The sequence below is a fragment of the Rhodococcus sp. LB1 genome (assembly GCF_001583455.1).
In the GTDB taxonomy this organism is placed as follows: domain Bacteria; phylum Actinomycetota; class Actinomycetes; order Mycobacteriales; family Mycobacteriaceae; genus Rhodococcus_F; species Rhodococcus_F opacus.
Window position 1 is genome coordinate 1 of record NZ_LTCZ01000179.1, and the last position, 23,742, is coordinate 23,742.

Below are 23,742 nucleotides of genomic sequence, written 5' to 3' on the forward strand. Positions count from 1 at the left end.
CTAGGAGGGCGCTGAACAAGGCTGGTTCTGGGGCCGGTCGTTGTACGGGCCGAGGCGCGAAGATTGGCCGGACGATCGCGCGCGATGGCCGATCGGCGGCGGGGCAGAGCGTCCGGACCCGTGCGAGGGCGTGTGGTCGGCCGGTGGAGCCCCGGCTGGGCCCGGTGACGGCGCCGTTCGACGCCTACGGGTGTCCCTTTCAGGCGGTCTGGGCCGCCAGTACCCAGACTCCTGCCGTGCGGGTGAGGCCACGGCCGAGGAGGTTACGCAGATTGAGCCCGGCGGTGCGGCGGGTGAGCCAGGCGTTGTTCTTCTCGGTACCTCGGTAGCGCAGTTTCAGGCGGCGGCCGCCGCGGCTGGCGATCTGGGAGATGACCCGTTCCACGTTGGGCCGGAACTTCCGGTACTTCTCCCGCAGTTCGGGCTGGGCGGCCCAGTCTCGGCGGGCAGCGCGCAGCAGGTCATCTCGTTGGTGCAGAACGATTTTCCGGCCGGTCTTGGACTTCGTGCACCGCTCCCGCAGCGGACACTCGCGGCACAGCGCACCGAAGCTGGCCACCCGGGTCCGGCTGATCGGGCGAGTGTGACCGGCCGGGCAGCCCACCGTGCCCGCCTGCTCATCGACGGTGAAGTCGTCGACGGTGAACCCACCCTCCACGGGCGCCTGCAGCGGTTTGGGTTTGATCACGGCCTCGTGCCCGGCGTCGTCGATCGCGCCGCGCAGATCCCCGGTACCGTAAGCGGAATCGCCGTACCACTCCCGGGCGCCGCCCTCGCCCGTGCCGTCCGGGCCGCCGTCGTCGGCGACCGGCTCATCGGCGGCCAGGAACTTCTCCGCCACACCCGGATCGGAGTTCTCGGTCCCGGCGGCCTTGGTGAGCGCCTCGTCGGTGATGATCCCCGTCTCCGGTTCGGCCGCCACGTGCGCCCGGTACCCGTCCCGGCGGGCCTCGGGTGACTTGCGGGTGTGCCGCGCGTCCTGGTCCACCGTCGATATCACCCGATCGGGAGCGACCTTGCGGGCGATGCGCCACCGCCCGTCGGTGCCGTCGGATCCTTCGGCGGGCTCGACATCCTGCCCGGCGACCAACGCCAGCAACGCCAACGCCGCCCGCACCGACTCCGCGGCCTCGTCCAGGTCGACCTCGGCGTACGCCTCGAGCAGCGCGTTCGCGTCGTTGACCAGCGCCGACACCAGTGCGTCCTTCGCGCCGGCCTCGTCCCAGTCGATCGACGGTTTGCCCGGCCCGCGGTAGTCGTGTCCGGTGCACACCGCCGCAATCACCTCGGCGGCACCGGGCACCAGCCGCCCGACCCGCCGGATCGCCGCGATCAGCTGGGTGATGGTGTCCTGGGTGGCGACCGCGTCCGCCACGATCGTCGAATCCACCGCGCGTTTACCGCGGCCGCGCAGGATCCCGGTCTCCTCGACGACCTTGCGCACCGCCTCGTTGATCCGCTGCGGTCGCTCCGACTTCGCCAACCGCTTCCGCCAGTACACCAGCGTGGACGGATCGAATCCCTTGTGGTCCAATGCCATCCCGGTCGCGACCTTCCACCGCAGGTCGCATCGGGCCGCCTCGGCGGTCTCCCGGTCGGAGAGATCGTACAGGGTCTGCAACACCAGAATCGAGGCCATCACCGACGCCGGGATCGACGGCCGCCCGCGCCCCGAGGGGAACAGGTCCTCGAACTCCCCGTCGGGGAACACATCCTGGCGGTGGGCGGCGAGGAACGCGAACACGCTGCCCTCCGGTACCAGATGACCGACCAACGCCGCCGCGTCCAGAAGCTCCCGATCCGCCCGCTCCACACCCTGCATGAACCCATTTTCCCAGCTCAGGCCGATGAACCCGGGAGGCGCGCCGATAATTCAGCGGCCTCCTAGGTGCGATTGACGTCACACGCTACCGGCGTTCATACCGGGGAGTCGTTGATGAAACCGAAATATTGATGGTGACAACCCTGCGTTTTCCACAACCTCCCAGCGGGCTTTGGTTTTCCGCTTCCCACCTCGCATTCCCCCCAAGACACACGCCTCGGCGAGACATTCAACTCGGTGTTCAATGGCCGAACTCGCCTGAAATCATGGACCCGTGGAAATCGATCGACGACCTCGGGATCGCTGTCGCCGAAAACATCGACCCGGGCCACCTGCACCAGCCGCGCAGGTCGAATCCCACTCGCTGCCCGTCATCACCACGCCAACCGCCAACTCGTCGAGTTCCATCCGTTGATGAAGGCGCGGATCTTGGTGGTTAGATCCTTGACGGAACCGAAGGTTCCGCGGTGGATGGCCTCACGTTCGATGAGCCCGAACCACACCTCCTCCAGGTTCATCCACGATGCCGAAGTGGGCGTGAAATGCACATGGATACGGGGATGTTCGACCAGCCACGCCCGGACTTCGGCCTTCTTGTGAGTGGCGTTCCCGCTCCGGGTAGGCGTAGTGGGTGGCGCCCGGGTAACGCCTCGCCGCTCGCCGCGCGGGTACGTATATCACCCTGTCGCCGATCCGTGTTCACTTGCGAGGTAGCGGGCGAGGGTCTCCGCGACGCAGACCGGTTTGACTTGGCGGTCGCTTTCGATGGTGAGGGCTATCGCGACTTGAATGCTGTCCGGTATTTCGGCGACTGATAGCAGTGTGCCTCGGCCTCGGGTTCCTTGCCCTCGAACAGGGGCCCGGCGAACTTCGTCCGTACCACTGCTGGCGCGACAGCGTTGATGCGAATCGAGGGGCCGTTCTCCGCTGCAAGTTGCGCAGTCAGCGCGATCAAGGCGGCCTTGCCGTAGACCCCGATATTTGAAGCTGGCCGGATCCCGGCTACGGATGCGACATTGACGACGGCGCCGGGCGCACCGTCCCGATGATCGCGTACATGCCTGCTCCAGTTGAGGGCACCAAGAACGTTGACATCGAACACCTTGCGGTCTTTGCCGAGGTCCGAGTCGAGGGTGGGGCCGGCGGCTGGCTTGATGCCCGTGTTGTCGACCAACACATCGATCCGCTCGAAATGCTGGACTGCGCCGTTGATCACCGCCTGCTGGTGGCGGTCGTCATCGGCGTGACCTCCAAAAAGCAATCGCTACGGAGGGGCCGCCAAGCCGCGCTGCGGCGACCTCGAGAGCATCGTGGTTGCGTGCCGTACTGACGACTCTTGCGTCCTTCGGAGACCAGTTGTTCGGCGATCGCGATTTCGATTCCTCGGCTCGCGCCGGTGACGACCGCGACCTGGTCGTCGAATCGGCGAAGGCTAGCGTTGTTGTCTGTCATATCGAGATCCCGCCATCGACGGGCACGACAGCCCCGGTGATGTACCCCGCGTTGGCGGATGCAAGGAAGGCCACCGCCGAAGCCATCTCTCGAGGATCAGCGAAGCGCCCCAACGGGATTTGTGCGATCAACTCGGCGCGCTTGTCCTCGGTGATGGAGGCGATCATCCGCGTCTCGGCGTTCGGGGAGATCGCGTTCACCGTCACACCGAACCCCGCGAGTTCCTTGGCAGCGGTCTTGGTGAAACCGATAATCCCGGCCTTTGCCATCGCGTAGTTCGACTGTCCTACGTTGCCACGCAAGCCCGTGTAGGAGGTGACATTGATGACCCGTCCGCGGCGCTGCGCCCTGAAGTGGGGTGCGCAGGCACGAGTGAAGCGGAACGTCCCTCCCGCGTGCACGGCCATGACCTGCTCGTAGTCCTCGTCGGTGAGCTTCCAGAGCACCCGGTCGCGCAGGATGCCGGCGTTGTTGACGAGCACGTCGATCCGACCAGTCTGCGTTATCACCTTATCGACGACGGCCTGCACGGAGGTAGTGTCGCGGACGTCGGCCACGGCGTTGTGGCAGCCGAGTTCGCCGGTCGCCTCGTCGAGCGCCACCCTGTCGAAGTCGACCAGGAACACCTCGGCACCCGACTCGGAGAAGAACCGGCCGACCTCGAGCCCGATTCCGCGGGCCGCACCGGTGACAATCACGGTCTGACCGGTGAAGTCGAAGGTAATGTTGGATTCTATTGTTGCTGTATCTATTTCAGCGCTCATGATGGAGCCTTTCAACGATGGTGGCCATGCCTCGGCCGCCGCCAATGCACACGGTCTCTAGACCGATTTCTTTGTTCTCGCTCCTGCAACGAAGGCAGCACCGGGGTGGTGTTGCGGGCGCCGGTTGCCCAACGGGGTGGCCGAGTACGAACCGCCGCCGTGACGTGGAGGCAGACGATGTCGAGATCCGAGGTCGCGATAGGACGGGGTCACCTGCGGCGATCGCGTCGTTGATCTCAGCGAGGATCGATGGCACCGTTCGAGGTTCCCGCCTTCTCGAGCGCTCGGCGGGAGGCTCGTCGGCATGCCTCGCGTCGCCCATCATCAGCACTGCGGTCGTCACGTCGCCGAGGGGGCAGGCGTTGCCCGCGGTGAGGCCGCCCACGGACTAAGTCGCGTAACGGTGCGCAATCCTTCAAGGCTCTCCACCAAGGCTCTCCACGGTGGTGCCCGTCCACGGTCGATCGGCGTAGTTGATGCGTTCGCGCAGGACCTGATTGGTTTGCGCAAATTTCGATTGCGACGTGGGTGTGTCTGCACGCCGGCCATACGGAGGAAGTCGATGCTCATTATTGCAGGAGCTTGACAAGAGCGGTTGTGTCGAAGAAGAAGACCGCGATCGACTGTATGCGTCCATTTTCAATCAAGTATCGCTCTATGCATGGGTGCTCACTAGGGTGATTGCCCGTTGTCGGGACTACCAGTGAGTACTCTCGAAACACCAGCTCGCCTCTCGCCATCAAACTAGCCGGGCCTGCGGAGACCCCCGTTGCCGTGACATTCGGTGCCTCTTCCATCGATCTGGCGAACGCTCCGAACATTTCCACAAACCCGTCGATACCGGACCAACTCCCTCCCCACGGAAGGTTGGACGCCTCATGGCATACCGCGTCCTCGGCGAGGAAACCACGCAACCGATCAGCGAAGGCCCCTTCCCCGTCTGCGGTGAGCATTTCGTTGTAGTCGTTTACGAGCTTTCTTTCTGGACGCACACGTTTCTCCATCGTCACGTCTGAGGGGTCGAGGTTCGGGTCGGGCGTCGCACGAGCGCTCGATGCACTCACCTCGACTCCGGCGACATGGGCGCAGATGACCTGCGGTCGGGTCGGTCGCGTGCACTCCCGATGTCCACAGACCTGTTCGGCGATTCAGCCAAAGCCACCACGGGGCGATTTGGCCAAACCCGTCAGCAGAAAGACCCAGGAGAGTGCTCCTTCGATTCTGCCAACGGAGTGTGACACGGAGAGGATCCCTAATCCGTCTCCGACTCGGATTCCAATTAAGCGTATTGGACCAGGAAATTCCACTGACGTCAAGGGTTCGTAACCCCAATCCGACACGCGCGACAGCTGCAGTTGCTGGCCGCACCCCCCAACGACGGAAGATGACGCTCCGAATGGGGCAGGACATCGAGTCTCACCAGTAACCGGGTGGTACAACCCGTCCAGTACCTACACGGGCGGCCCGAGGGCACCACTCCTCCGAGAATGCGGAATCCGACACGGAATCGGATTGGCGCGTTCCAACCGCCGCTGGGTTGATAGGGTGCAAACGGGCAATGAATCATTCATGCCGCGGAACGCTGAAGGCAACTGCGTGGAACCGTCCAGCAGAACCGCATGCATTCCCCCATTGACGTTGACAGGTAGCCGTGGACGCACATACCGCTGAACCGCAGATCACACCGAATCGCCGCATTCCGAAGCAGCAGCGAAGCCAACTCAAGGTTGCCCAGATTCTGGACAGCGCTTCCGAACTTCTCAAGCGCGTCCCGATCGACGACGTGAGCGTCAAGCTGATCGCTCAACACGCAGGTGTCGCAGTCCCGACTTTCTACGGATACTTCAGCGACCGCGAGGCGGTATTCAACGCTCTCGGAATGCATTACTTGGATGAAACCCTCGAGTTGATTGATCAGCTTGCCTCGTTGACCTTTGACACGTGGGAAGATGCGTCAGATGCCATGGTTGACACGTACGTCGAGTGGTTTCGCTCACGAGTAGGATTTCGCGTCCTGTGGTTCTCCGGCCGCCTCGACGAAGCTGTCGTTGCGGCCGATCGAGCCGGAAACGCGGCCCTCGCCGATCGCGTGCGTCTAATAATGGAACAAACGGTGGGGCACGATCTGGAAACACCCAGCTACGTATTTCACTTCACGGTCGAGATGACTGATCGACTTCTCCGCTACGGCTTTGAATTGTCACCCGACGGGGATGAGCAGACGTTTGTCGAGATCAAACGTGCTCTCCGCTCGTACCTGTCGAATTTCCTGCCTGCGTCTACCAAGCACAGTTAGTCATCCACACCGGCGGCTCGGAGCCCGTGGGCTCCGAGCCGCCTCCTCGCAATTTGTTACTCGTTGACATTTGCGTTCTGCACGACTACCCGACATCGGGCGGAACCTGTACCGACGACGTTACTTCGAGACCAGCGCCGTTGGCTGATACGCGCTCAGTCTTCCTGCCGCCTCAATACGCGCGCCGAGCCATTGCCGGATGTCCTCCACGCCGGGCGCCGTCGAGTTTGGAAGTACCGGGCCCCGGTACAAGTCGAGGGCGCCTGCCACGTCCCCGCGGTCGAGTGCTCGGCGGACCTGACACACGTCGGATGTCAGCTCCGTCAACAACCGGTATGGTCTCGACGCGATACTGGCGGTACCGAAGATCTGGCGCACACGGAACAACTCCGCCCGAATAGTGACGGGTTCGAGGTCGTACTCTTCGAGAAGAACAGCAAGGTGACTGGTTGTCAGACCCCCTGGATGCTCGGAGAGCAACAGCAGTATCTCTGCATGCCGCTGGGACAGAGGGATCCGCCGTCCTCCACGGACCAGGTGCGGACGGCCGGAACCGAGTACCTCCAGGCTCTCGACTGGAGTAGGCAGGCGACTGCACGAGCTCGTCGGCTGCAACCGCAGTTCGGATTCGGCGGCGGCCACGGTTGCCCGGATCAAGGACAAAACCTCCGGTGCGGCGACGCGCGGTCCACCGGTGATGTCGATGGTGCCGAGGATCAGTCCGGTCGATGGGTCGTGGACCGGGGCTGCCGAACAACTCCAATCGTGCGCCGCGCGGCTGTAATGCTCTGCGCCGAAGAACTGCACGTAGTGATCGAGTTCGATTGCGGTGCCTGGCGCATTCGTTCCGACGGCGTCTTCACTCCAGACCATGCCCTCGGCGAAGTTCATCGCACCAGCGCGGTCCTTGGCGGTCGAGTCACCGTCCACCCACAGCAGCTGTCCCTTTTCGTCGGTGATCGCGACGATAACTCCAGTATCCGCCGCATCCTCGACAAGGAGTTTGTGGACCACCGGCCGCACGTAGGCCATCGGGTGTGCAGACCGATACGCAGAGAATTCGGACATGGCCATATTTACAGCTCGCCCGGATCCCTCCGGGCTGACACCACGGCGGGTGCTGCGTCTCCACGAATCGAGGACAACGGGGCGCACCTGATCTAGCGCCGTGTCCCGAACCGAGCGGGACACGGCGCCTTGCTCGACCATGATCTGGTGCGCCGACGACACCGACCGCGCGAGCACTGCGACATCATCGCCGGGACGCACGGCGACCCAGGGGTTGCGGCTTCTCACATGACAGATTTGGCGAGGATCTCTTGGACAGCACGGATCCCCGAGGAAACTGCTCCGTCCATGTAGCACATCCATTCGGTTGCTGTCTCCGCGCCGGCCCAGTGGATGCGGCCCTCGGGTAGGCGAACGTGCGGGCCGTAGGTTGTCCATGTCCCCGGTCCGAACAGGCTCTGGTGCGCACCACGGGACCAGATTTCCTTGGTCCAGTCGGTCTCGACGATGTCCGTCACGTTCGCGGCCGCCTGCCCGAAGAGAGCCACAAGTTGTGACACCACAGCGTGGCGTCGTTCACTCGATGGTAGGCATCCGAAGCGGATCGCCTCATTGCCTTCGACGAACCCCACGAGCACACCGACCTCGCAGTCAGGTGGGGTGTTGTCAAAGGTCATTGCAAATGGGCCGGTCGTCCCCATCGAACCGCCGGACAGTCCATCCTCTCGCCAGAATGGTTTCGGATAGACAACATTGACCTTGGTGTAGTTGCACAACGGTAGCCGCTGCATCAGCTGGTCCCGGCGGGTAGATAGCGGCGGGCAGAACTGGATGCGCGCCGCCAAGGTGGGTGGGACCGTGACAACCACGTGGGTGCTTCGGGCGGTGCATCTGTCGGAGACGACGGTGACACCGGTGTCGTCGTGCTCGATGGACCGCACAGGGGAATCAAGTAGTACCCGCTCCCCCAGAGCTTCCGCCATCCTGGTGGAGATGAGCTGCGAGCCGCCCACTATTCGGTCTTGTTGCGCGCCACCGGCGGTTTCCGTCATAGCCGCAAGTTCTCCACCCGCCGCTCGCACCCCGATGAGAACATGCAGGAGTGAGGTCTCGAATACCTCTGCTCCCCAGATCCCGCCAATAACGCTCGCCCAAAACTGGTGGCCACGAGCTGTGCGGCACGTCTTGGTCATCCACTCTCGAAAGGTGATCGTGTCCAGGTCGGTTGCATTCGGGCTGCCCCAGGGTGAAACGGGATCGATCGAGGCTGCCAACGTTTCCAACTCGGTGATCGAGCGCCCGATGTCCTCCGCCTCGTCTGGCGCCCACGAGTCCACGTCCGATTCGAAGCGACACAGTGTGCCATCTATCTCGCGGAGCTCGTATCCGGTTTGGAAGGTGGGATAGGTCTCGAGGCCCAGTTCACTGACGAGCGCCCTGATGTACCGCTGATGTGGTCCGATCCATTGACCACCTGCCTCGATAGGAGTGCCGTCGGGCAGGGGCCGGTTCCAAGTCCGACCACCCACACGATCGCGCGCCTCGATCACAAGTACCGACAGTCCCGCTCGCATGGCTTCCCGTGCGGCCGACAAACCGGACAATCCCGCTCCTACGACAACCACGTCAACGTCGCGCGGGGAGCGCTCCGAGTGAGACGTCACGGTCATCTCGTCATGCCTCGTTGGAACTGGTGGCGACAATCAGTACGTCCTCTATCGACTCTACTGAGGTCTCGAGGAACTGCCCGTACAGTTGAAAGTACTGCGTCGGATCGAAAGCTGTTTCGGCAGCGTGAAGTCCAGGGGTCTCGGCGGCACCTCGGCGTAGTAATTCGAGTCCGATCGCCAGCGGAATTCCGGTGTTGCCCCCGAGACCACCCGGCAACTCAGCTCGGGGGTAGACGGCCACCGTCCTCGCTCGGCCGTCTTTGACTCCCCGTGCCACCGCGTAGACCGGTGGGAGTGGGGTGTCCATGGGACCGCCATCCAGATCGGGGAACTGCGCCAGGAGCCGTGCACCCTCGTCGAGGGTGACTCTTCCGGCCTCGTACTCGGCAGCTACCTTGCGGAAATGATCGAAAAGGTCTGGTGACGAGGTCGACTGCAGGTTCAGCACGCGAGTGAGCCCGGGCAGTGATCTGGGCAGGGTGATCGGCTCCGGATGGCCCATGGTGTAGGGCTGTACAGGGCCGATCCCGGGGAAGTCGAAGGCAACCGGCTGCAACGGTTTGACGTCGGCGGCCTGTCCGTTTTCCCACGTACGGATCGTCTCCGTGCACTGCAACAGCCAGTGCTTTGCCGCAGCGGAAACCTGTCCGGTGGAAGGGTACGCCGCCTCGGGCTCGCTGGTAGCCATCTCGAGAGTCCAGCCGGTGAAGAGGTCCTCGACCGAATCGAGCGATCCTGCCGCGAGGGTGGCGCACAGATTGGTTGTGCCCGGGCTCGCACCAACGCCGATCACGGCGCGGCATCCTTGCCGGCGGGCCAGTTCGTCGAACTCGAGTGCCTCAACCGTGGCGTCCCAGTCGTCGTCGATGTCCAGGTAGTCGCATCCGGCTTCGAGCGCAGCGCGCAGGACGGGTCCCCCGAAGTGGGCGAACGGCCCCATCGTGTTGAGAACCACGTCGCAGTCGGCGAAGGCGGCGCGCATGGCACTCTCGTCGCTCGCGTCGAGCTGCAACGGTTCCGCCAGATCACCGATTTCGGCAGCGAACTGACTGGCTCGTTCGATATTGATGTCAGCGATGACGATTCGCTTTGCGGAGCCGAGCCGGACGATCGCGCGTACGGCATGCCTGCCCATCGCGCCCACCCCCCCGACAATCACCACGGTCAGCGGATCACGAACTGATTGTTGCATCTTCATTTCTCCTTGAGTGCAGCGTGAAGGATCCCGAGATCGGTTCCCTGATGTGCGAGAGCCACTAGAATCGGCGGTTCTTGCGGTGGAGGTAGCGCAGTGCGGACGTGGCAGCGTTGAATCCGCACATGCCGTGGACACCGGCGCCCGGTGGCGTCGACGCCGAGCAGAGGAAGGCTCCGGGAACGCCGGTGCTGTAGGGGTCGAACGCAAGTCGTGGACGCAGCACCACCTGGGTGCCCAGGTTGGATCCGCCGACCACGTCTCCACCCACACAGTTGGGCTCCACCTCTTCAAGACGCGCGGTGGTGGTCGAGACCGCCGCGACAATGCGTTCCCGGAAGCCCGGGGCAAAGCGTTCGATCTGATCGGCGATCGCCGCGGTTGCGTCGCCGGCATAGCCATGCGGAACATGCGCGTACGCATACACCGGATGGACGTCCCCTGCGGATCTGCTGGGATCGGCAACGTACTGCTGTCCCAGCAGTACGAACGGGCGTTGGGGCATCCGTCCATTCGCGACCTCGCGTTCGGCTGCCACGATTTCGTCGAAACTGCCGCCGAGGTGGACGGTTCCTGCGTTGGCGCAGTTGGGATCCGTCCACGGAACGCCTTGCTCGATCGCGAAATCGACCTTGAACGCCGCGGGGCCATGGCGGAATCGGCGGTAGGAGCGCGCAATCCTGCTGGGCATGCGGTCACCCAGTATCGAGACGGCGGCCGAGGGTGTGACATCCAGCAGGACAACATCAGCGTTGGCGATATCGCGGTAGTTGCTGACGCGGATACCTGTTGTGATCTTGCCGCCGAAATCATTCAGTGCACTGGCGAGTGCTTGTGCGATGGATTGGGATCCACCTTCCGCAACCGGCCAGCCATATCGGTGGCCGGCAGCGGTGATCATCAGCCCGACCGCAGAGGAGGCCGGCCGGTCGAGGCGATGGAAGTGGTGTGCGGCGATACCGCCGTACAGCGCACGAGCCTTCTCCGTCCGCCACCACCGCGCGGTGACGGATGCGGGAAACAGTGCCTTGGGGCCGAAGCCTGCCAGGCGGACCGGATGGTGCGGGACTTTCAGGATCGGCCGCATCAGGTCGCTTGCCAGGTCGTCGAATCCTTCCACGAGCGGGTGGAACATTGTCAGCCATCGGCCACCGTCGGTACCGAGGCCGGCCGCCGTGGCCTCGATCGAGGAGTACAAGAGCGCAGCGTCCGCGTGGTCGATGGGATGCGCGCAGTCGATGTCGGCCCACTTCCACACCAGGCCGTGCTGCTCGAGCGCGAGGCTCTTGAGGTACGGAGAGCCTGCACCCATGGGATGAAAGGCAGAGCACTGATCGTGGAGCACACCTGGAACCGTGAGTTCCGCGGTGCGGGTTCCGCCACCGATGGTGTCGCCGGCCTCCAGCACCTGGACGTCCACGCCCGCCTTCGCCAAGTGCACTGCCGCCGCAAGACCGTTCGGGCCACTTCCGACCACCACGGCATTGGTCATCGGGCTGTCCCATGGCCAGGGGAGACATGATGACCGGCGTCGGCCGTCCAGTGCACGTCGAACGGGATGGGCCCGTTGGGCAACCAAGGCTGCTCAGTGACGGCGTCAGACACCCGGTAGGTTCCCTTTTCGATGACACCCCGGGCTGCATCGATAATCTTGTACTCCTGAACCCTCTTGTGGATCGGTTGAGACTCGATCCAGGCGACAATGAACTCGCCGGGGGCGAACTGACAGCGTCGCTGTATCGCCTCGATCAGGCGTTCGTTGTGGAGGTGCCCGTCCCCGAAGTTGAAGCCAAGCATGGTATTGCAGCCGTCTTCCCCTTCGCGCAGCGAGTACGTGTCGATATCCCTACCGAGCTGCCGCATCATCAGCGACAACAAAGCACGACCCTGGCTGTGCATTGCCCGCCAACCGAGCGACATGTGCAGGATCATTTCGGCGGTGTCCGCATCGGGATTGACGGTCATCAGCTGCGTCTTTGTAATCTTGCTCGGCAGATTGAAGCTCCTGTCGATCTTCGCCTCGGCGCCCGGTGCGAATGCCCAGGTGGCAGAAGACCAGTTCCCGGCGTACTGGCGCATCGACGGCAGGAACGATACGAGGTCGGGCCTAAGGTTTCCGAGGACGGGGAAGAACATCAAGGCAGCGGCGATCGCGGCGGTGAGCCACGCCGATGACATGTCACCGATGCCGTAGCCGTTCCACGCCGGAAAACCCAGGAACAGGAAGACTGTTGCGTAGGCGAAAACGAGGTTCCATTCCAACGGCACCGCCAGCGGGAACGTCGAGAGAATGAACAGGTGGAACGCGACCATCAGTACAACGGCAATGAGCGTGACGGTCCGGTTGGTTGAGAACAACAGCACCAACGGCGTTGCCACCTCCACAAGGGTGCCGAGCACATGCGCGACCCCGCCCGCCATTCTCGAGGGCAGCAGGTCGTGCGGGTAGCTACGGTAGTGGGCCTGCTTTACCCGCTTCCATGCAACCCACGGGGTGTTGCTGATCATGACCGGCACGACCATCGAGAAGTGGGATCCCAACTTCGAGATACCGGCACCGATCCACACCACGACGATCAACAGCTTGAGCGCGATGATCATGTCGACGAACGGCAGGATCGCAAAGAACACGATGGCCGGCAGGTACTGCTCGCCACGGGCGGCGATGAAGATCACCTTGTCGCGCAAACCGATGACGACGAAGAGCGGAATTAAGGGTAGTAGCAGTGCCGGATCGACAAGCCCGCTGTCCGTCGGCAGTGCTCGACTGATCGAATCGGTTTCGATTCCCGGGAGAGCCAGCACGACAATGCAATTCACGAGAATGGTGCCGTAGATGAGCACGTCGACCACCGTGCGGGTGTCGCCGCGGGTGAAGGGAACCTTGTCCGGCCATGGTGGTTGGCGGATGGTGCCTGGCCTGATCCAGTACCGTATGCCGCCGGTCATCGGGCTGATGTGCCCGCACAGCGGACCCCAGGCCCCTGCAAGCCCCATACATTCGAGCAGCACCGTCCACAGGACGAACTTCTGGTACACGATGGGTTCGTTCCACCAGGTGCCGACGTCGAGCGTAGTGAGTCCCGACGTGAGAGTGGCAATCGCGATTCCCCCCGTGATGTAGAGGATCAGTTTCGCGCAGTAGATCGTGTGCACCATCTTCGCCGTGCCACCGCCATAGTCGACCCAGTGCGTGACCAGCACCCGGATCCGGTCGCGGAAGGGTAATGAGACGAACTCTGCGGGTTCGATGTCGGGAAGGGTGTCGGTCCTGAATCCCACGGGATTCTCCTAGAATTCTCGATTGGAAGGTCGAGGCGCCGGGGCGCCGTGTTTTGGTCAGCGGACGTGCTGCAACCGAAGTTCAGGCTTGTCGACCTTTCCGACGGCATTGCGCGGGAGAGCGTCGGCGATGTGAATTGCCGCGGGCATCTTGAATCTGGCCAGGCGTGACCGCAGGTGTTCCATCAACGCCGAGTCATCGGCGTCTTCGGCATCGGGATAGAGGACCACGTAGGCTGCCGGAACTTCTCCGTACGTGTCGTCGGGGACGCCGACTACGGCCGATTCGAGTACGCCGGTGTGTGTCGCAAGGGCGTTCTCGATCTCTTTCGGATAAATGTTCTCGCCGCCGCGAATGATCATGTCCTTGATCCGGTCCACGAGTACCAGGTAGCCGTCCTCGTCGAGGTACCCGACATCGCCGGTGTGCAGCCAGCCGTCGACGACAGTCGCGGCCGTCACGAGGGGTTGGCCGAGGTATCCCTGCATCACGTTGTCGCCGCGGATCACGATCTCACCGACCGCGCCTGCCGGCAGCAGTGCCGCCTGCCCGTCCATGATGGCGACCCGTTGTCCCGGCACCGCGGGCCCGACCGTGCCCGGCTTGCGTTGTCCTACGAGCGGGTTGCTCGCCGATACACACGTACCCTCCGTGAGCCCGTAGCCCTCAACGATGGGAACGCCGAGCAGACCCTCGGCCCGCAGGAGAAGCTCCTTCGGAATCGGTGCCGCACCGCACGCGGCGAATCGAAGCGAGGAATAGTCGGCTGTATCTGCCCGTTCCGAGGTGATGAGCATCGAGAAGATTGTCGGTACCGCGGAAAAGTACGTTGGGCGCAGCCGTGCGACATCGTCGAAGAAACTGGCGGGGGTAAACCGTTCCATGATGCTGATCTGCGCGCCCGCCAAGGTGGGAGCCAGGAAGCTCACACAGATCGCATTGACGTGGAAGAGCGGCAGCAGGACCAGGCAGTGGTCGTTGGGCGTCAACTCGAGGAAGTCGACCATCGACGAGACCATGAACTCGAGGTTGCGGTGGGTCAGCATCACACCCTTCGGTCGGCCGGTCGAACCGGACGTGTAGATGAGCAGGGCGAGATCATCGCGGGCAGCGGTCGCCGCTGGCGCCCAACCAATTCGACGTGAGGTCGGCATCTGATCGACGCCAATGGTTTCAATCTCCGGGGAGAGCGCGACCGTGCCATTGGTGACGACCAGCGCTGCTCCCGCGTCGCGGATCTGGAACTCGGCCTCGTCCGGAGTGAAGGCGGGGTTGACCGGCGTCGCCGTGGCGCCGATTCGCCACGCCGCCTGAATGGCCACAAGCAGTTCGATCCTGTTGCGTAGCATGACGGCGACGACGTCGCCGAGGCCGACTCCGTGATCGGCCAGCTGCGCTGCGAATGCGTCAACGCGCGCCGCGAAGTGTCGGTAGCTCAACGTGACGGACCCCTGGCCCACGGCGGGCAGATCCTGGTACCGCGCGGCCGCGTTTCGAGCGAGATACTCCAACTCTGACATAACAGTCGGCCTTTCTTTCTGTGCGAACCCCGCACAATTTCGTTGCGGCCAAGAAGATTCGGTGATGCCTCCGGTCTTGGTGCGCAGAGGCGCAACTTCGAACAGCCGCGGGTCTGTGCGGGGACCGAGAGACTACTCGACGGCGGTGGGTAAACTGATCGCGCCGTCCGCGGACGGTAGTCGGCTCCGATTAGGGTTATGGATGCGAGAAATGCCGAGATAGGCGATGGCGGTGACGGCCGCAGCACCGGGGACACTGATGTCGATGCCGCCGAAGTAGGTGGCCAACGGGCCTTCGTAGAGCGGGGTGCTGACTCCGAGGAGGCCGAAGACCGTACCGATCGCGTAGGCCGAGAGAGCCGACAGGTTCCAGCCCCCGGTGTACCAGTATGTTCCGCCGCGCTTGCCGTTCTTGAAATCGTGCAGCGCAACAACGTCGTAGCCCCGCCCCGGCCGCATGTTGTCCAGCATCCCCAACAGGATGATGACCGCCCAAGGGGTCGAGATCGTGGTCAGCATGATTGTCGACGAGGAAATTGCGTCGACGATATTGAAGACGAACACTCCGAGATACACCAGCGCGATACTGACCGCGGCCGCGAAGATGGTCGCCTGATATCTGCGCAAGCGCGGAAACAATCCCTCCAAGTCCAGACCGCTAGCGTAGATACAGATGACACCCTGGCTGACCCCGCCTGTCACTGCCATCACCACGATGGCAGGAAGGAACCACAGCGGCGAGTTCGCGACGAGGTCGGAGACGAAGGAGTCGCCGAGTTGCGGAATCGAGGCCGCTACGAAGGCACCGAACAGCGACGGGACGATGTTGCCCACCAAGACCGCGGCGGTGACGGTCAGGCAGATGCTCCGGTGGGAGTACTTGCTCGAAATCCGGCGGGTGTAGTCCGCAAAGCTGGTCGCGCTTCCTATCGCACCGGCCATACCGAAAACCGAAGACAACATCCACGTCGGCCAGAAGCCACCCATCACGTAGAGACCCGTGGACGCATTCGGGTTGAAGTCGCCCGCGAACACGAAGACCCCAACGAGCATCAGCAGCGCAAAGATCGGAACCATGATCCGCATCGCGCCGACGATCACCCTGAAGCCGTAGACCGCAACGGCGGCCATCGCGAGCGCGACCACGCCGTAGATGATTGCGAGCTCGAGCTCGTTGATCTCCACGCCCGACAATCGCGAGATGGTCGCTACCAGCGCGTCACCGCACGCCCAAACCGTGACCGCACCGAAGCAGGTTGCAAATGCCAAGACGAGCGCGGATCCGAGGAAGCGGCCACGGATACCGAAATGGGCGCCGCTCGCCACGGTCATGTTGGTGCCCGTCAGCGGCCCGATCAGTGGCAAGTAGTACGTGATTGCTGCGCCGATCAAACCGCCGACGAGATACGCCGACAGAGTTTGCCAGAAGGTGAGGCCGGTGGCGAGAGAGATCCAACCGTACACCACGGCAATCAGTGAAAAGTAGCTGCCCCCGAGTACCAGGCCGGCCGATTGCGGTGTGGAGGTGCGCTCGCCTTCGGGTAGGTAGTCCACTCCGACCTGCTCGAGCAGGCCATGCGATGCGTCACGACGGACGGATACTTCTCGATCTGCCGACATCTTGCCACTGCCTTTCCTTCGGCTGTTGGCTCCGTTTGAGGGTTTGTTGGTTTGTTGGTTTGTAGATTGCGGGTTGTTCAAGTTCTGGGTTTCTACCGCTCTGACACGAGGTTGGCGACTTTGGTGAAGTTGCTTGGCCCGTTGCGATTGTCTTCGCGGCGGTCTGCGATGCGGAAAAGTTTCTCGATGCCACGCACCCCGAGCCAGCGGAGTGGTTCAGGTTCCCACTTGGGGGATGTATGGCCGACCCACGGCAGCCTGGCGAGGGGCGTCGACGTGTTGGTTGCAAGGTGCGCGAGGGTGCGCCCCGCGAGGTTGGTGGTCGACACACCACTACCGACGTAGCCGCCGGCCCACCCCAGTCCTGTTGCGGCGTCGAAGGATACTGTCGGCGACCAGTCCCGCGGAACACCCAGTACGCCACTCCACGCGTGATCGACGGGTAACCCGCGCAGTGCTGGGAACATCTCATACACCGCTTCGGACAGGATGTGCTTTGCGAAAGTGCTCGTTGTACCGGTGCTGGGTACCCGTGACCTGAATCGGTAGCTAGGCAAAGCACCTCGACCGCCCATGACGATCCTGCCGTCGGCGGTGCGCTGGCCTGCCGCGTATTCGTTTGCTCCATCTGCGAGCAACTCTGCGTTACTCCAATTGATCTCGGTCCAAAGCTTGTCGGGGACCGGTGCGGTGACGATAACCGACGAGGAAACGGGCGCCCAATTGCGGGGCTGTCCGCGAAATTCTGCCGTATAACCCTCGGTACAACGCAGTATGACCGGCGAGGTCACCACTCCGAGTGGGGTGAGCGCGCGGCCGTTCTCGATGTTCGACACCGCAGTTGCCTCGTGAACGCGCACCCCAATCCCCCGGATCACTTCGAGAAGGCCTCGCACCAGCTTTCCGGGATGAACTCGGGCACCGAACTCGTTGAACGTCCCACCCAGTGCACCGTCGACTGCAACGCGCTCACGGATCTCTCCGCCACTGAGCCAGGTGTAGCCCGCGTCAGCGCCCCATTCCACTCGTTCGGCGAATCCCGCGCGCAGACGTGCGAGCTGTGGGTTGTTACGCGCCACGCGAAGCGCGCCACCGCGGGCGATGTCGGCGTCAATCTTCTCCCTCTCACATACCGCCAGCACCTCGTCCACGCTGTCATTCATCGCCGCATGCATTGAAGACACCGCACCACGCCCTCCGGCTTCAGCAAGCACGGAGTAGCTCGCCGAGAACTCCGAGGTGAGCCAACCCGCGTTCCGCCCCGAGGCTCCGAAACCAGCGAACTCTTTCTCCAGGACAACAACTTCCGCGTCGGGCCGACTCTTCTTAAGGTAGTAGGCCGTCCAGAGACCGGTTAGTCCTGCGCCGACGATGCAGAAGTCCGCCTTGCAATCACCACCGAGGGCGTCACTCGGCGTGGGAAGCTGCTCTCCCAGCCAGTAGACGGGCAAGCGGGCGGCACGACCGTCACGTCGAGAGGTTTCGAGGGCCATAAAAGCACGCTCCTTCCACCGTCACCGACGGCGTTTAACAAGGTCAGACAGCGAACTCGGGTGGATTCCTCTGCCGAAATCCATATCCGACTCCGACTCGGATTTAGATAGTGAAGCAGTAACGCAGGCCACAGTCAAGAGGTGGGAGGTGAGCCTCGAGCCTGTTCGATCCGCGCGCATCCCGCACAGTCCGGGCGCCGCATCTCTAGGCGCAGCAACCTGCGAGGGCCTCGCGCCATCGTGCCGGGGAGTCCAGGCCTCCAATCGGCTCTTGACGCGGCACCGCGGGGCTGGTCTAATCCCGTCAGACCAACTGCATCCGAATGTCAATCGGATTATGGCCGCCCGGGGGACGTCCCGACCTCGGCCACAACCAGCCTAGTCAAACCGTTCGGTTGCCCCCCGACATCCGCCGCGGCTCGATTCGCGCACGTGCAGTGGAGTTACCCACTCCGTCAGAAGATCCGTACCGTGCCGCGGCCACGAAGGTGGCGTCACACCCGAACTCCACCGACCCGAATCTCACACGCATGGAGAGTGCAATGTTTGCAGCAGTGTTTCGCGCCGTCGCCTGGTTCCTGACGCTCTTCATGGACTACTCGGGACACCCGCTTTGGGAGTACGAGTCCTGTGCAATGTCCGACACCGAAGACAGTCACAAGTAGGCCACTGCTACCCCACCTGAGCGAGAATCCGGACGAAATGAAGCCGTCAGCGACACCGGCAGACCAACCCGGCCATGCTTCAACGACAAAGGGGCAGTCGAGGTGATCGACCAGTCTGGTTCTACAAGGAGCGGTACAAAGTTCGCAACATTGTTGAGCGAACTTCGGAACAATGGCGGCGCAGTGGCGTGAGTTGGCCACAGCTACGACAACCCCGCTCCGCCCTGCCCCAACGGGATATCCGCCGATGCAAAACAAGCGCCTTCCGCCGAACGGTCCACGGGAGGCTGCAATTCCGCCGTCCCGGCAGGTTGCGTTTTTCAGGATGTTGACGAAGAACAGCCGCCGTGATCTACTTCACTCCTCCGATCGATATTCGAGTGTGACTCGGATTCGATTCGGCGAGATCCTGTTGACGTAGGCGGGCCACCCGGTTTCCACCCCGGCGCCACGATCCCTTCGAACTCGACCGGCGACGAGCCGCCCACCTGTCGCAGCGGAGATGCATAAACGCCGCGGTTGGGGCACGGATTGACACATAGGAACTCAACGATGAACACGATGAGCAAGGACGAGCAGTACATCCTCGATTTCGCCCGCCGGTGGACTCCGTTTGGTGGTCCAAGCGCCGAGGAGATCATGGTCAACCTGGGAATGACACCCGCTCGGTACCGCGAACGCCTGAGGAGCATCGTTGATGAGCCTCACCTCCGCGGGTTCCGGGACCCGGTTCTTCGCGGCAAGCGGATTCGAACGATTGAGGCCTGATACAGCCGAACCGCGTTGTGCCTAGCAGTTTTTTGCGCCGAAGTCGGCGGTTGCCACCCACAAGTTTGTCCTCTGTCGACGCACAGAACGCAGGGAACGAGCATAACCGACACTGCCCGCGCGTAAAACGTCAACCAACAATGGAGGAAATGATGACTACCCGAACGCACCGGCCTCGTACCGCAGGTATGTGCATTGCTGCGACTGTTGCCGTCAGCGTGATGTCCGCCGGTGTGGCGAATGCGGATACCTCCATTCTGCTACCTGACGGGACGAAGGCGGGTCCGAACGCGACGGTGACTCGGTCCGCGGAGAGCGCGTTAGTCTCGCCGTCATTGGCGGCCAACGCGGCCGGCCGTACGGCATGGGTGTCAGGCACCGTGACCGTAGACGTCAAGGGCATCGAGGAAGTCACCGAAGTTGCCAGCGCGAATGGAACTTCCGATACGTCCGGAACGTACAACGGCACGAACGGATCGACTACACACGGCGTTTCGCGGGTATCGACCGGGTACATCGTGGGTTGCCAAGTGGACGTCACGGGTCTGTCGGCAAACCCATCGTTCAGCTTGGGAATGGACTCGCTCGCGTCGTCTGTAGGACTGACGGTTCCGCTGAACTCGGGTGAAATCAAGTACGTTCTGATCACCGCCAAGGACATCCCAAAGGATGGCCCCTACACGTTGCAGTACCACGACGCCGAGCTTCAGATCCAGAACTGTGGCGGATTTGCGCAGGCCCGTGCGTACACGGTGGTGGAGATCGTGGGCAACGACTACTCGAAGACGGTTCTATATGGAGCCCCGTTCAGCATTGGCTGATTCCGCGGTTCTTCCTATCCAACTTTCTCGCAGTTGCGAGCCTTCCATCCCGGAGAGGGAACAATGATCATCAACCCTAAGAACGGTGTGCGCCTGGCCGCGGTCGGTGCCGCTGCTGCCGCAGCGGTAGGCTTCGTCTCCGTCGGTGCGGCAAACGCCGATACCTTCGTTCCGTTGCCTGGTGGCTCGATCACTCAGACGTTGGCGGACGGCACCATGGTGACGGTGAACCTGACGGACGAGAGCGCAAACATCTCACCATCGCTAGGAGCGACTCCGTTGCACCGCAACGCCTTTGTTTCTGGGAAGGCCTCCGTCAGCCTTGAGAGCGAAGGAGTACAGGCCGCCTACATCTACCCCGGCTACGTCTTGGCCTGTCAGGTCGATTTCGGCGCCGGCCTCGGTGCCGACGCCGGCGCATCGATCACCCCGAGCGAACTCGCCGGCGGGACTGCGACGATTCCGTACTCCGGTGGGACAAATGGGGGCATCACCCTCGGTCCCGGCCAGGCCGTCCCGGTTGACATCCTGGATCAGGAGTATGCCGACGGATATGGAAATGAAACCCACTGGGGTGGAAACTACTTCGAGGGTAGCTCGGGCTCGATCACCTGGACGGATTCCACCCTCGCAGTGAGCGGTTGCGCCGGGTACGCTCAAGCGCGCGCCTATGTCAGCGTCGAAGTCGAAACCGACAGCGTCAAGAGTGTCGTCGTCTTGTGGGGACAACCGTTCAGCATCGGCTGAGGCATACATTCGCCGGGGCGACTTCAGACATATACCTGAGTGATTTCATGGGTTGTGCACACAACCCTGTGGGCAATAACTAGACGACTGCTATGGTGAGATTCTCGACCGGGTCCGATGTTCCGGCGCTTCGCCCGCTTTTGATGCACATCGGCGCAGAACAAGAATCTTCTGGCGCCGGTTCGGCGGTTGCAGCTATTTCGCCCCAGCAACCTGCTCAGATGCTCGACTGGTTCGACACCGACTTCGTCTGCCGAGTGGCCATTCGCGCACCAGTAGCCGCAAATTCGTGGTGCCACACGACCCTTCGCGACACCAGGCGATAAGGCGTTTCCTCCCTCGGTAGCTGATGTCATAGTCCTCACCTACTCCGGAGCTACCGGGTCGCGGCGACAGCACGAGGGCCAGGCGCGGGTGAGCGTGAGCGTGGTCGGCCGCAGCAACTTCGCGCCGATCGGATCGGCGGCAGCGGGCCGCGCGGAAACCGCCCGCCCGCGTGGTGCGGACCTGGACGAGGCGGAGACCTGGACATCATGACATCTCTACGACTAACTACTTGCTGCGGTGAACTAGTCGATATGCGAGTCGACCAGCCGTTCGGGGTGCTCGCCGAAGTAGGCCGTACAGTCGCCGACTTCTGAGTGCCATTCCGGTGACGCATGACCCGGTGAAGCTGATGGGTCGGCGGGCACTTCTCAGGCGAAGGTAATCCATACGATCTAATCTGTGGGACCAAATTGTGGGAGGGCACAGATGATGAGCACATTGGGTCCGCGACCCCTGCAGCGTGATCCACACGATCCGCGCGTCAGTCCCCTCGAACTGTTCTTCGATGTCGTCTACGTTTTCGGGATCGGGCAGCTGGTGCACCACCTGGTCGAACATCTCACCTGGACGGGACTGGCGCAGACACTGGTGCTGTACGTTGCGGTGTTCCTCGCGTGGTCCTACACGTCGTGGGCCGGTTCACTGACCGACCCCGACAGGTCACCGGTTCGTATGATGCTGCTGGTGATCATGGTGCTCGGACTATTCATGAACGTCGCAGCGCCGGAGGCATTCGGCGAGGCAGGGTGGTTGTTCGTCGCGACCTACCTCACGATCCAGATCGGACGAACGCTCTGGCTGTTGACCATCGGGCTCGACGACGTCATGCGCCGACATTCCCAGCGTGCACTCGTGTGGCTCGTGGCAACCGCACCGCTGTGGATCACGGGTGCGGTGGTCGACGGTCCCGCCCGACTGATTCTGTGGGGTATCGCCACGGTGATCGACCTACTCGGCCTCCTGGTCGCGCACCCCCTGCCGGGAAAACGATTCCACTCCGAACACGTCGACTTCGCGGCCGAACACCAATTCGAGCGAGCCCGGCTCTTCTTCATCATCGCGCTGGGGGAAACGGTGCTCACAACCGGATCCGCCGTTGCCAGTGCACCCCTGGAACCGATGACCCTCTTGACCGGTGCCGTGGCAGTCATCGGCACCATCGCCGTGTGGTGGGTGTACTTCCGCCGTTCCGAACCCCGCGCAGTGAGTAAGGCCATTGCCGGCCGGGACCCCGTGAGGACCAGCCGTTACGCCATCAACACTCTCTTTGTGATGGTCGCCGGACTACTCGCGATCGCGGTCGGAGATGAATTGGTGATCGCGCATCCCACTGGTCACACCGATGCCGTGACCAATGCGTTTCTCTTCGGCGGCCCGTTCCTCTTCTTCTCCGCGCAGACCTGGTACATGCGGGCGGTGATGAGCGAGATGCCAAGATCGCGGCCGATAGCCCTGGTCACACTCGCCGTGCTTGCAGTGGCAACACTGCCCGCCCCGCCCTACCTGGCGGGATGCGCCGCCCTGGCCGTGGTGCTCGGTGTCGCGATCGCCGACGGCCGACGCGCGACCGCCGAAGAAGCACACCTGGCTTCCCTCGACACCAGGGAATGACCGGGGATTCCCAGAACGGGCGCCACATCCACTGAAGCGAAGGGTTCGTGCATCAGGAGCATGCTCGGGCGGTAGGCCAATGCCCTGGCAATCGCTACTCGCTGCTGCATGCCGCCCGAGAGTTGCCAAGGATAGAACTTGCCTTTGCCTTCTAGGTCAACAGCTGCCAGGGAGTCGTGGGCAATCTTCCGGGCCTCATCCTTGTCCAGCCCCTTGTACTTCAATGGGAAGGAGACTTTTTCTCTCAATCCTCATCCACGGAAGCAGAGAACGACTGTAGTCCTGGAAGACGTATGTCATCTCTTTGGGTGGGGCGGTGACGGTGTTCCCCATCAGTTTGACGACGCCAGTAGTGCTGGGCATCGGTCGTGCCCGAACAGATCCCGGTCCTGCACTTCTCCGAAGCCCTCGAGCTCGTCGGTGCCGCACCGGACGAACCCGACCTCGTCCCGGAACACGAACGCATCCTCGGCAAGTGGGCGAAGTCGCAGTTCGGCTCGGACTTTCTCGCCGTCGAGAGATACCCGGCGGGCAACGCCTGCACAACCATGCCGACTACATTGCGGCGCTGGCCTCTCGCAGCGAAGACCCGGCCGACTATGCCCCTTACCTCGAAGCGATGGGACGCGGCATGCCCCCGCACGGCGGGTTCGCTATCGGCCTAGGGCATGTCTCCCAAT

At 62.9% G+C, this 23,742-nt stretch carries 20 protein-coding genes and 1 pseudogene; 7 read left to right on the plus strand and 14 right to left on the minus strand.

Annotated features, from left to right (window positions below; all coding sequences use genetic code 11):
* Positions 1–199 precede the first annotated feature (199 nt).
* From AZG88_RS23825 to AZG88_RS23850, 5 genes are all read right to left on the minus strand, one after another.
* A complete protein-coding gene (locus AZG88_RS23825; RefSeq protein ID WP_061699407.1) occupies positions 200–1,822 on the minus strand; it encodes an IS1182 family transposase in 1,623 nt (540 codons plus the stop codon).
* A 374-nt stretch (positions 1,823–2,196) separates the two neighbouring features.
* On the minus strand, positions 2,197–2,340 hold the full coding sequence (locus AZG88_RS55685; protein WP_442971743.1) for a hypothetical protein: 144 nt from the start codon (positions 2,338–2,340) through the stop codon (positions 2,197–2,199).
* Between the two features lie 257 nt (positions 2,341–2,597).
* Positions 2,598–3,038, minus strand: coding sequence for an SDR family NAD(P)-dependent oxidoreductase (locus AZG88_RS23835; RefSeq protein WP_061699408.1), 441 nt, complete (start codon positions 3,036–3,038; stop codon positions 2,598–2,600).
* A 232-nt stretch (positions 3,039–3,270) separates the two neighbouring features.
* Entirely contained in the window at positions 3,271–4,038 is a 768-nt protein-coding gene (locus AZG88_RS23840) for an SDR family NAD(P)-dependent oxidoreductase (protein WP_061699409.1), read from the minus strand.
* A gap of 569 nt (positions 4,039–4,607) precedes the next feature.
* Complete coding sequence (locus tag AZG88_RS23850) at positions 4,608–5,102, minus strand: nuclear transport factor 2 family protein (RefSeq protein WP_156517599.1); 495 nt, start codon at positions 5,100–5,102, stop codon at positions 4,608–4,610.
* A 587-nt stretch (positions 5,103–5,689) separates the two neighbouring features.
* Here AZG88_RS23850 and AZG88_RS23855 point away from each other — a divergent pair.
* Positions 5,690–6,334, plus strand: a complete 645-nt coding sequence (locus tag AZG88_RS23855; protein WP_061699412.1) for a TetR/AcrR family transcriptional regulator — start codon at positions 5,690–5,692, stop codon at positions 6,332–6,334.
* Positions 6,335–6,499: 165 nt separating this feature from the next.
* Here the strand turns inward: AZG88_RS23855 and AZG88_RS23860 are convergent.
* From AZG88_RS23860 to AZG88_RS23895, 8 genes and pseudogenes are all read right to left on the minus strand, one after another.
* Positions 6,500–7,579: pseudogene (locus tag AZG88_RS23860) on the minus strand (transcriptional regulator); the annotation flags it as partial.
* Between the two features lie 47 nt (positions 7,580–7,626).
* The gene (locus AZG88_RS23865; RefSeq protein ID WP_061699413.1) at positions 7,627–9,012 is read right to left on the minus strand and encodes a flavin monoamine oxidase family protein; all 1,386 of its coding nucleotides are present in this window, start codon (positions 9,010–9,012) and stop codon (positions 7,627–7,629) included.
* Positions 9,013–9,016: 4 nt separating this feature from the next.
* A complete protein-coding gene (locus AZG88_RS23870; RefSeq protein ID WP_197487922.1) occupies positions 9,017–10,204 on the minus strand; it encodes a saccharopine dehydrogenase family protein in 1,188 nt (395 codons plus the stop codon).
* A gap of 64 nt (positions 10,205–10,268) precedes the next feature.
* Positions 10,269–11,699, minus strand: coding sequence for a phytoene desaturase family protein (locus tag AZG88_RS23875; protein ID WP_061699415.1), 1,431 nt, complete (start codon positions 11,697–11,699; stop codon positions 10,269–10,271).
* On the minus strand, positions 11,696–13,489 hold the full coding sequence (locus AZG88_RS23880) for a DUF3556 domain-containing protein (protein ID WP_061699416.1): 1,794 nt from the start codon (positions 13,487–13,489) through the stop codon (positions 11,696–11,698). The genes AZG88_RS23875 and AZG88_RS23880 overlap by 4 nt, the downstream gene beginning before the upstream one ends.
* Positions 13,490–13,546: 57 nt before the next feature.
* A complete protein-coding gene (locus AZG88_RS23885) occupies positions 13,547–15,010 on the minus strand; it encodes a class I adenylate-forming enzyme family protein (protein ID WP_061699417.1) in 1,464 nt (487 codons plus the stop codon).
* Positions 15,011–15,142: 132 nt separating this feature from the next.
* The gene (locus AZG88_RS23890; RefSeq protein WP_156517600.1) at positions 15,143–16,711 is read right to left on the minus strand and encodes a purine-cytosine permease family protein; all 1,569 of its coding nucleotides are present in this window, start codon (positions 16,709–16,711) and stop codon (positions 15,143–15,145) included.
* Positions 16,712–16,722: 11 nt separating this feature from the next.
* Complete coding sequence (locus AZG88_RS23895) at positions 16,723–18,123, minus strand: NAD(P)/FAD-dependent oxidoreductase (RefSeq protein ID WP_061699419.1); 1,401 nt, start codon at positions 18,121–18,123, stop codon at positions 16,723–16,725.
* 542 nt (positions 18,124–18,665) lie between these two features.
* On the opposite strand from AZG88_RS23895, the gene AZG88_RS55085 reads away from it, so the two are divergent.
* The 5 genes from AZG88_RS55085 (at position 18,666) to AZG88_RS23915 (ending at position 23,062) form a co-directional block, all read left to right on the plus strand.
* Positions 18,666–18,788 carry a hypothetical protein gene (locus AZG88_RS55085; protein WP_269455056.1) on the plus strand — a complete coding sequence of 41 codons (123 nt, stop codon included), beginning with the start codon at positions 18,666–18,668 and terminating at the stop codon, positions 18,786–18,788.
* A 561-nt stretch (positions 18,789–19,349) separates the two neighbouring features.
* Entirely contained in the window at positions 19,350–19,556 is a 207-nt protein-coding gene (locus AZG88_RS23900; protein ID WP_197487923.1) for a DUF3263 domain-containing protein, read from the plus strand.
* A 149-nt stretch (positions 19,557–19,705) separates the two neighbouring features.
* Positions 19,706–20,377 carry an MspA family porin gene (locus AZG88_RS23905; RefSeq protein WP_156517601.1) on the plus strand — a complete coding sequence of 224 codons (672 nt, stop codon included), beginning with the start codon at positions 19,706–19,708 and terminating at the stop codon, positions 20,375–20,377.
* Between the two features lie 63 nt (positions 20,378–20,440).
* On the plus strand, positions 20,441–21,124 hold the full coding sequence (locus AZG88_RS23910; protein ID WP_061699422.1) for an MspA family porin: 684 nt from the start codon (positions 20,441–20,443) through the stop codon (positions 21,122–21,124).
* Positions 21,125–21,877: 753 nt separating this feature from the next.
* Positions 21,878–23,062: a low temperature requirement protein A gene (locus AZG88_RS23915; RefSeq protein WP_231914163.1), complete on the plus strand. Its 1,185-nt coding sequence runs from the start codon at positions 21,878–21,880 to the stop codon at positions 23,060–23,062.
* On the opposite strand, the gene AZG88_RS55090 is transcribed toward AZG88_RS23915, so the two are convergent.
* Positions 22,951–23,310: an ATP-binding cassette domain-containing protein gene (locus AZG88_RS55090; RefSeq protein ID WP_156517602.1), complete on the minus strand. Its 360-nt coding sequence runs from the start codon at positions 23,308–23,310 to the stop codon at positions 22,951–22,953. The genes AZG88_RS23915 and AZG88_RS55090 overlap by 112 nt on opposite strands.
* Positions 23,311–23,537: 227 nt before the next feature.
* Here AZG88_RS55090 and AZG88_RS23920 point away from each other — a divergent pair.
* Positions 23,538–23,742: amino acid--tRNA ligase-related protein (locus AZG88_RS23920; protein ID WP_331712296.1), on the plus strand; the 205-nt coding region annotated here is incomplete at its 3' end.

Excerpts from the sequence above, each read along its gene's own strand:
- AZG88_RS23905 (WP_156517601.1), top strand. The coding sequence starts at position 19,706 with ATGATGACTACCCGAACGCACCGGCCTCGTACCGCAGGTATGTGCATT.
- AZG88_RS23840 (WP_061699409.1), bottom strand. The coding sequence starts at position 4,038 with ATGAGCGCTGAAATAGATACAGCAACAATAGAATCCAACATTACCTTC.
- AZG88_RS23885 (WP_061699417.1), bottom strand. The coding sequence starts at position 15,010 with ATGTCAGAGTTGGAGTATCTCGCTCGAAACGCGGCCGCGCGGTACCAG.
- AZG88_RS23875 (WP_061699415.1), bottom strand. The coding sequence starts at position 11,699 with ATGACCAATGCCGTGGTGGTCGGAAGTGGCCCGAACGGTCTTGCGGCG.
- AZG88_RS23895 (WP_061699419.1), bottom strand. The coding sequence starts at position 18,123 with ATGGCCCTCGAAACCTCTCGACGTGACGGTCGTGCCGCCCGCTTGCCC.
- AZG88_RS55085 (WP_269455056.1), top strand. The coding sequence starts at position 18,666 with ATGTTTGCAGCAGTGTTTCGCGCCGTCGCCTGGTTCCTGACGCTCTTC.
- AZG88_RS23865 (WP_061699413.1), bottom strand. The coding sequence starts at position 9,012 with ATGACCGTGACGTCTCACTCGGAGCGCTCCCCGCGCGACGTTGACGTG.
- AZG88_RS23825 (WP_061699407.1), bottom strand. The coding sequence starts at position 1,822 with ATGCAGGGTGTGGAGCGGGCGGATCGGGAGCTTCTGGACGCGGCGGCG.
- AZG88_RS23900 (WP_197487923.1), top strand. The coding sequence starts at position 19,350 with ATGAGCAAGGACGAGCAGTACATCCTCGATTTCGCCCGCCGGTGGACT.
- AZG88_RS23870 (WP_197487922.1), bottom strand. The coding sequence starts at position 10,204 with ATGCAACAATCAGTTCGTGATCCGCTGACCGTGGTGATTGTCGGGGGG.
- AZG88_RS23910 (WP_061699422.1), top strand. The coding sequence starts at position 20,441 with ATGATCATCAACCCTAAGAACGGTGTGCGCCTGGCCGCGGTCGGTGCC.
- AZG88_RS55685 (WP_442971743.1), bottom strand. The coding sequence starts at position 2,340 with ATGAACCTGGAGGAGGTGTGGTTCGGGCTCATCGAACGTGAGGCCATC.
- AZG88_RS23915 (WP_231914163.1), top strand. The coding sequence starts at position 21,878 with ATGATGAGCACATTGGGTCCGCGACCCCTGCAGCGTGATCCACACGAT.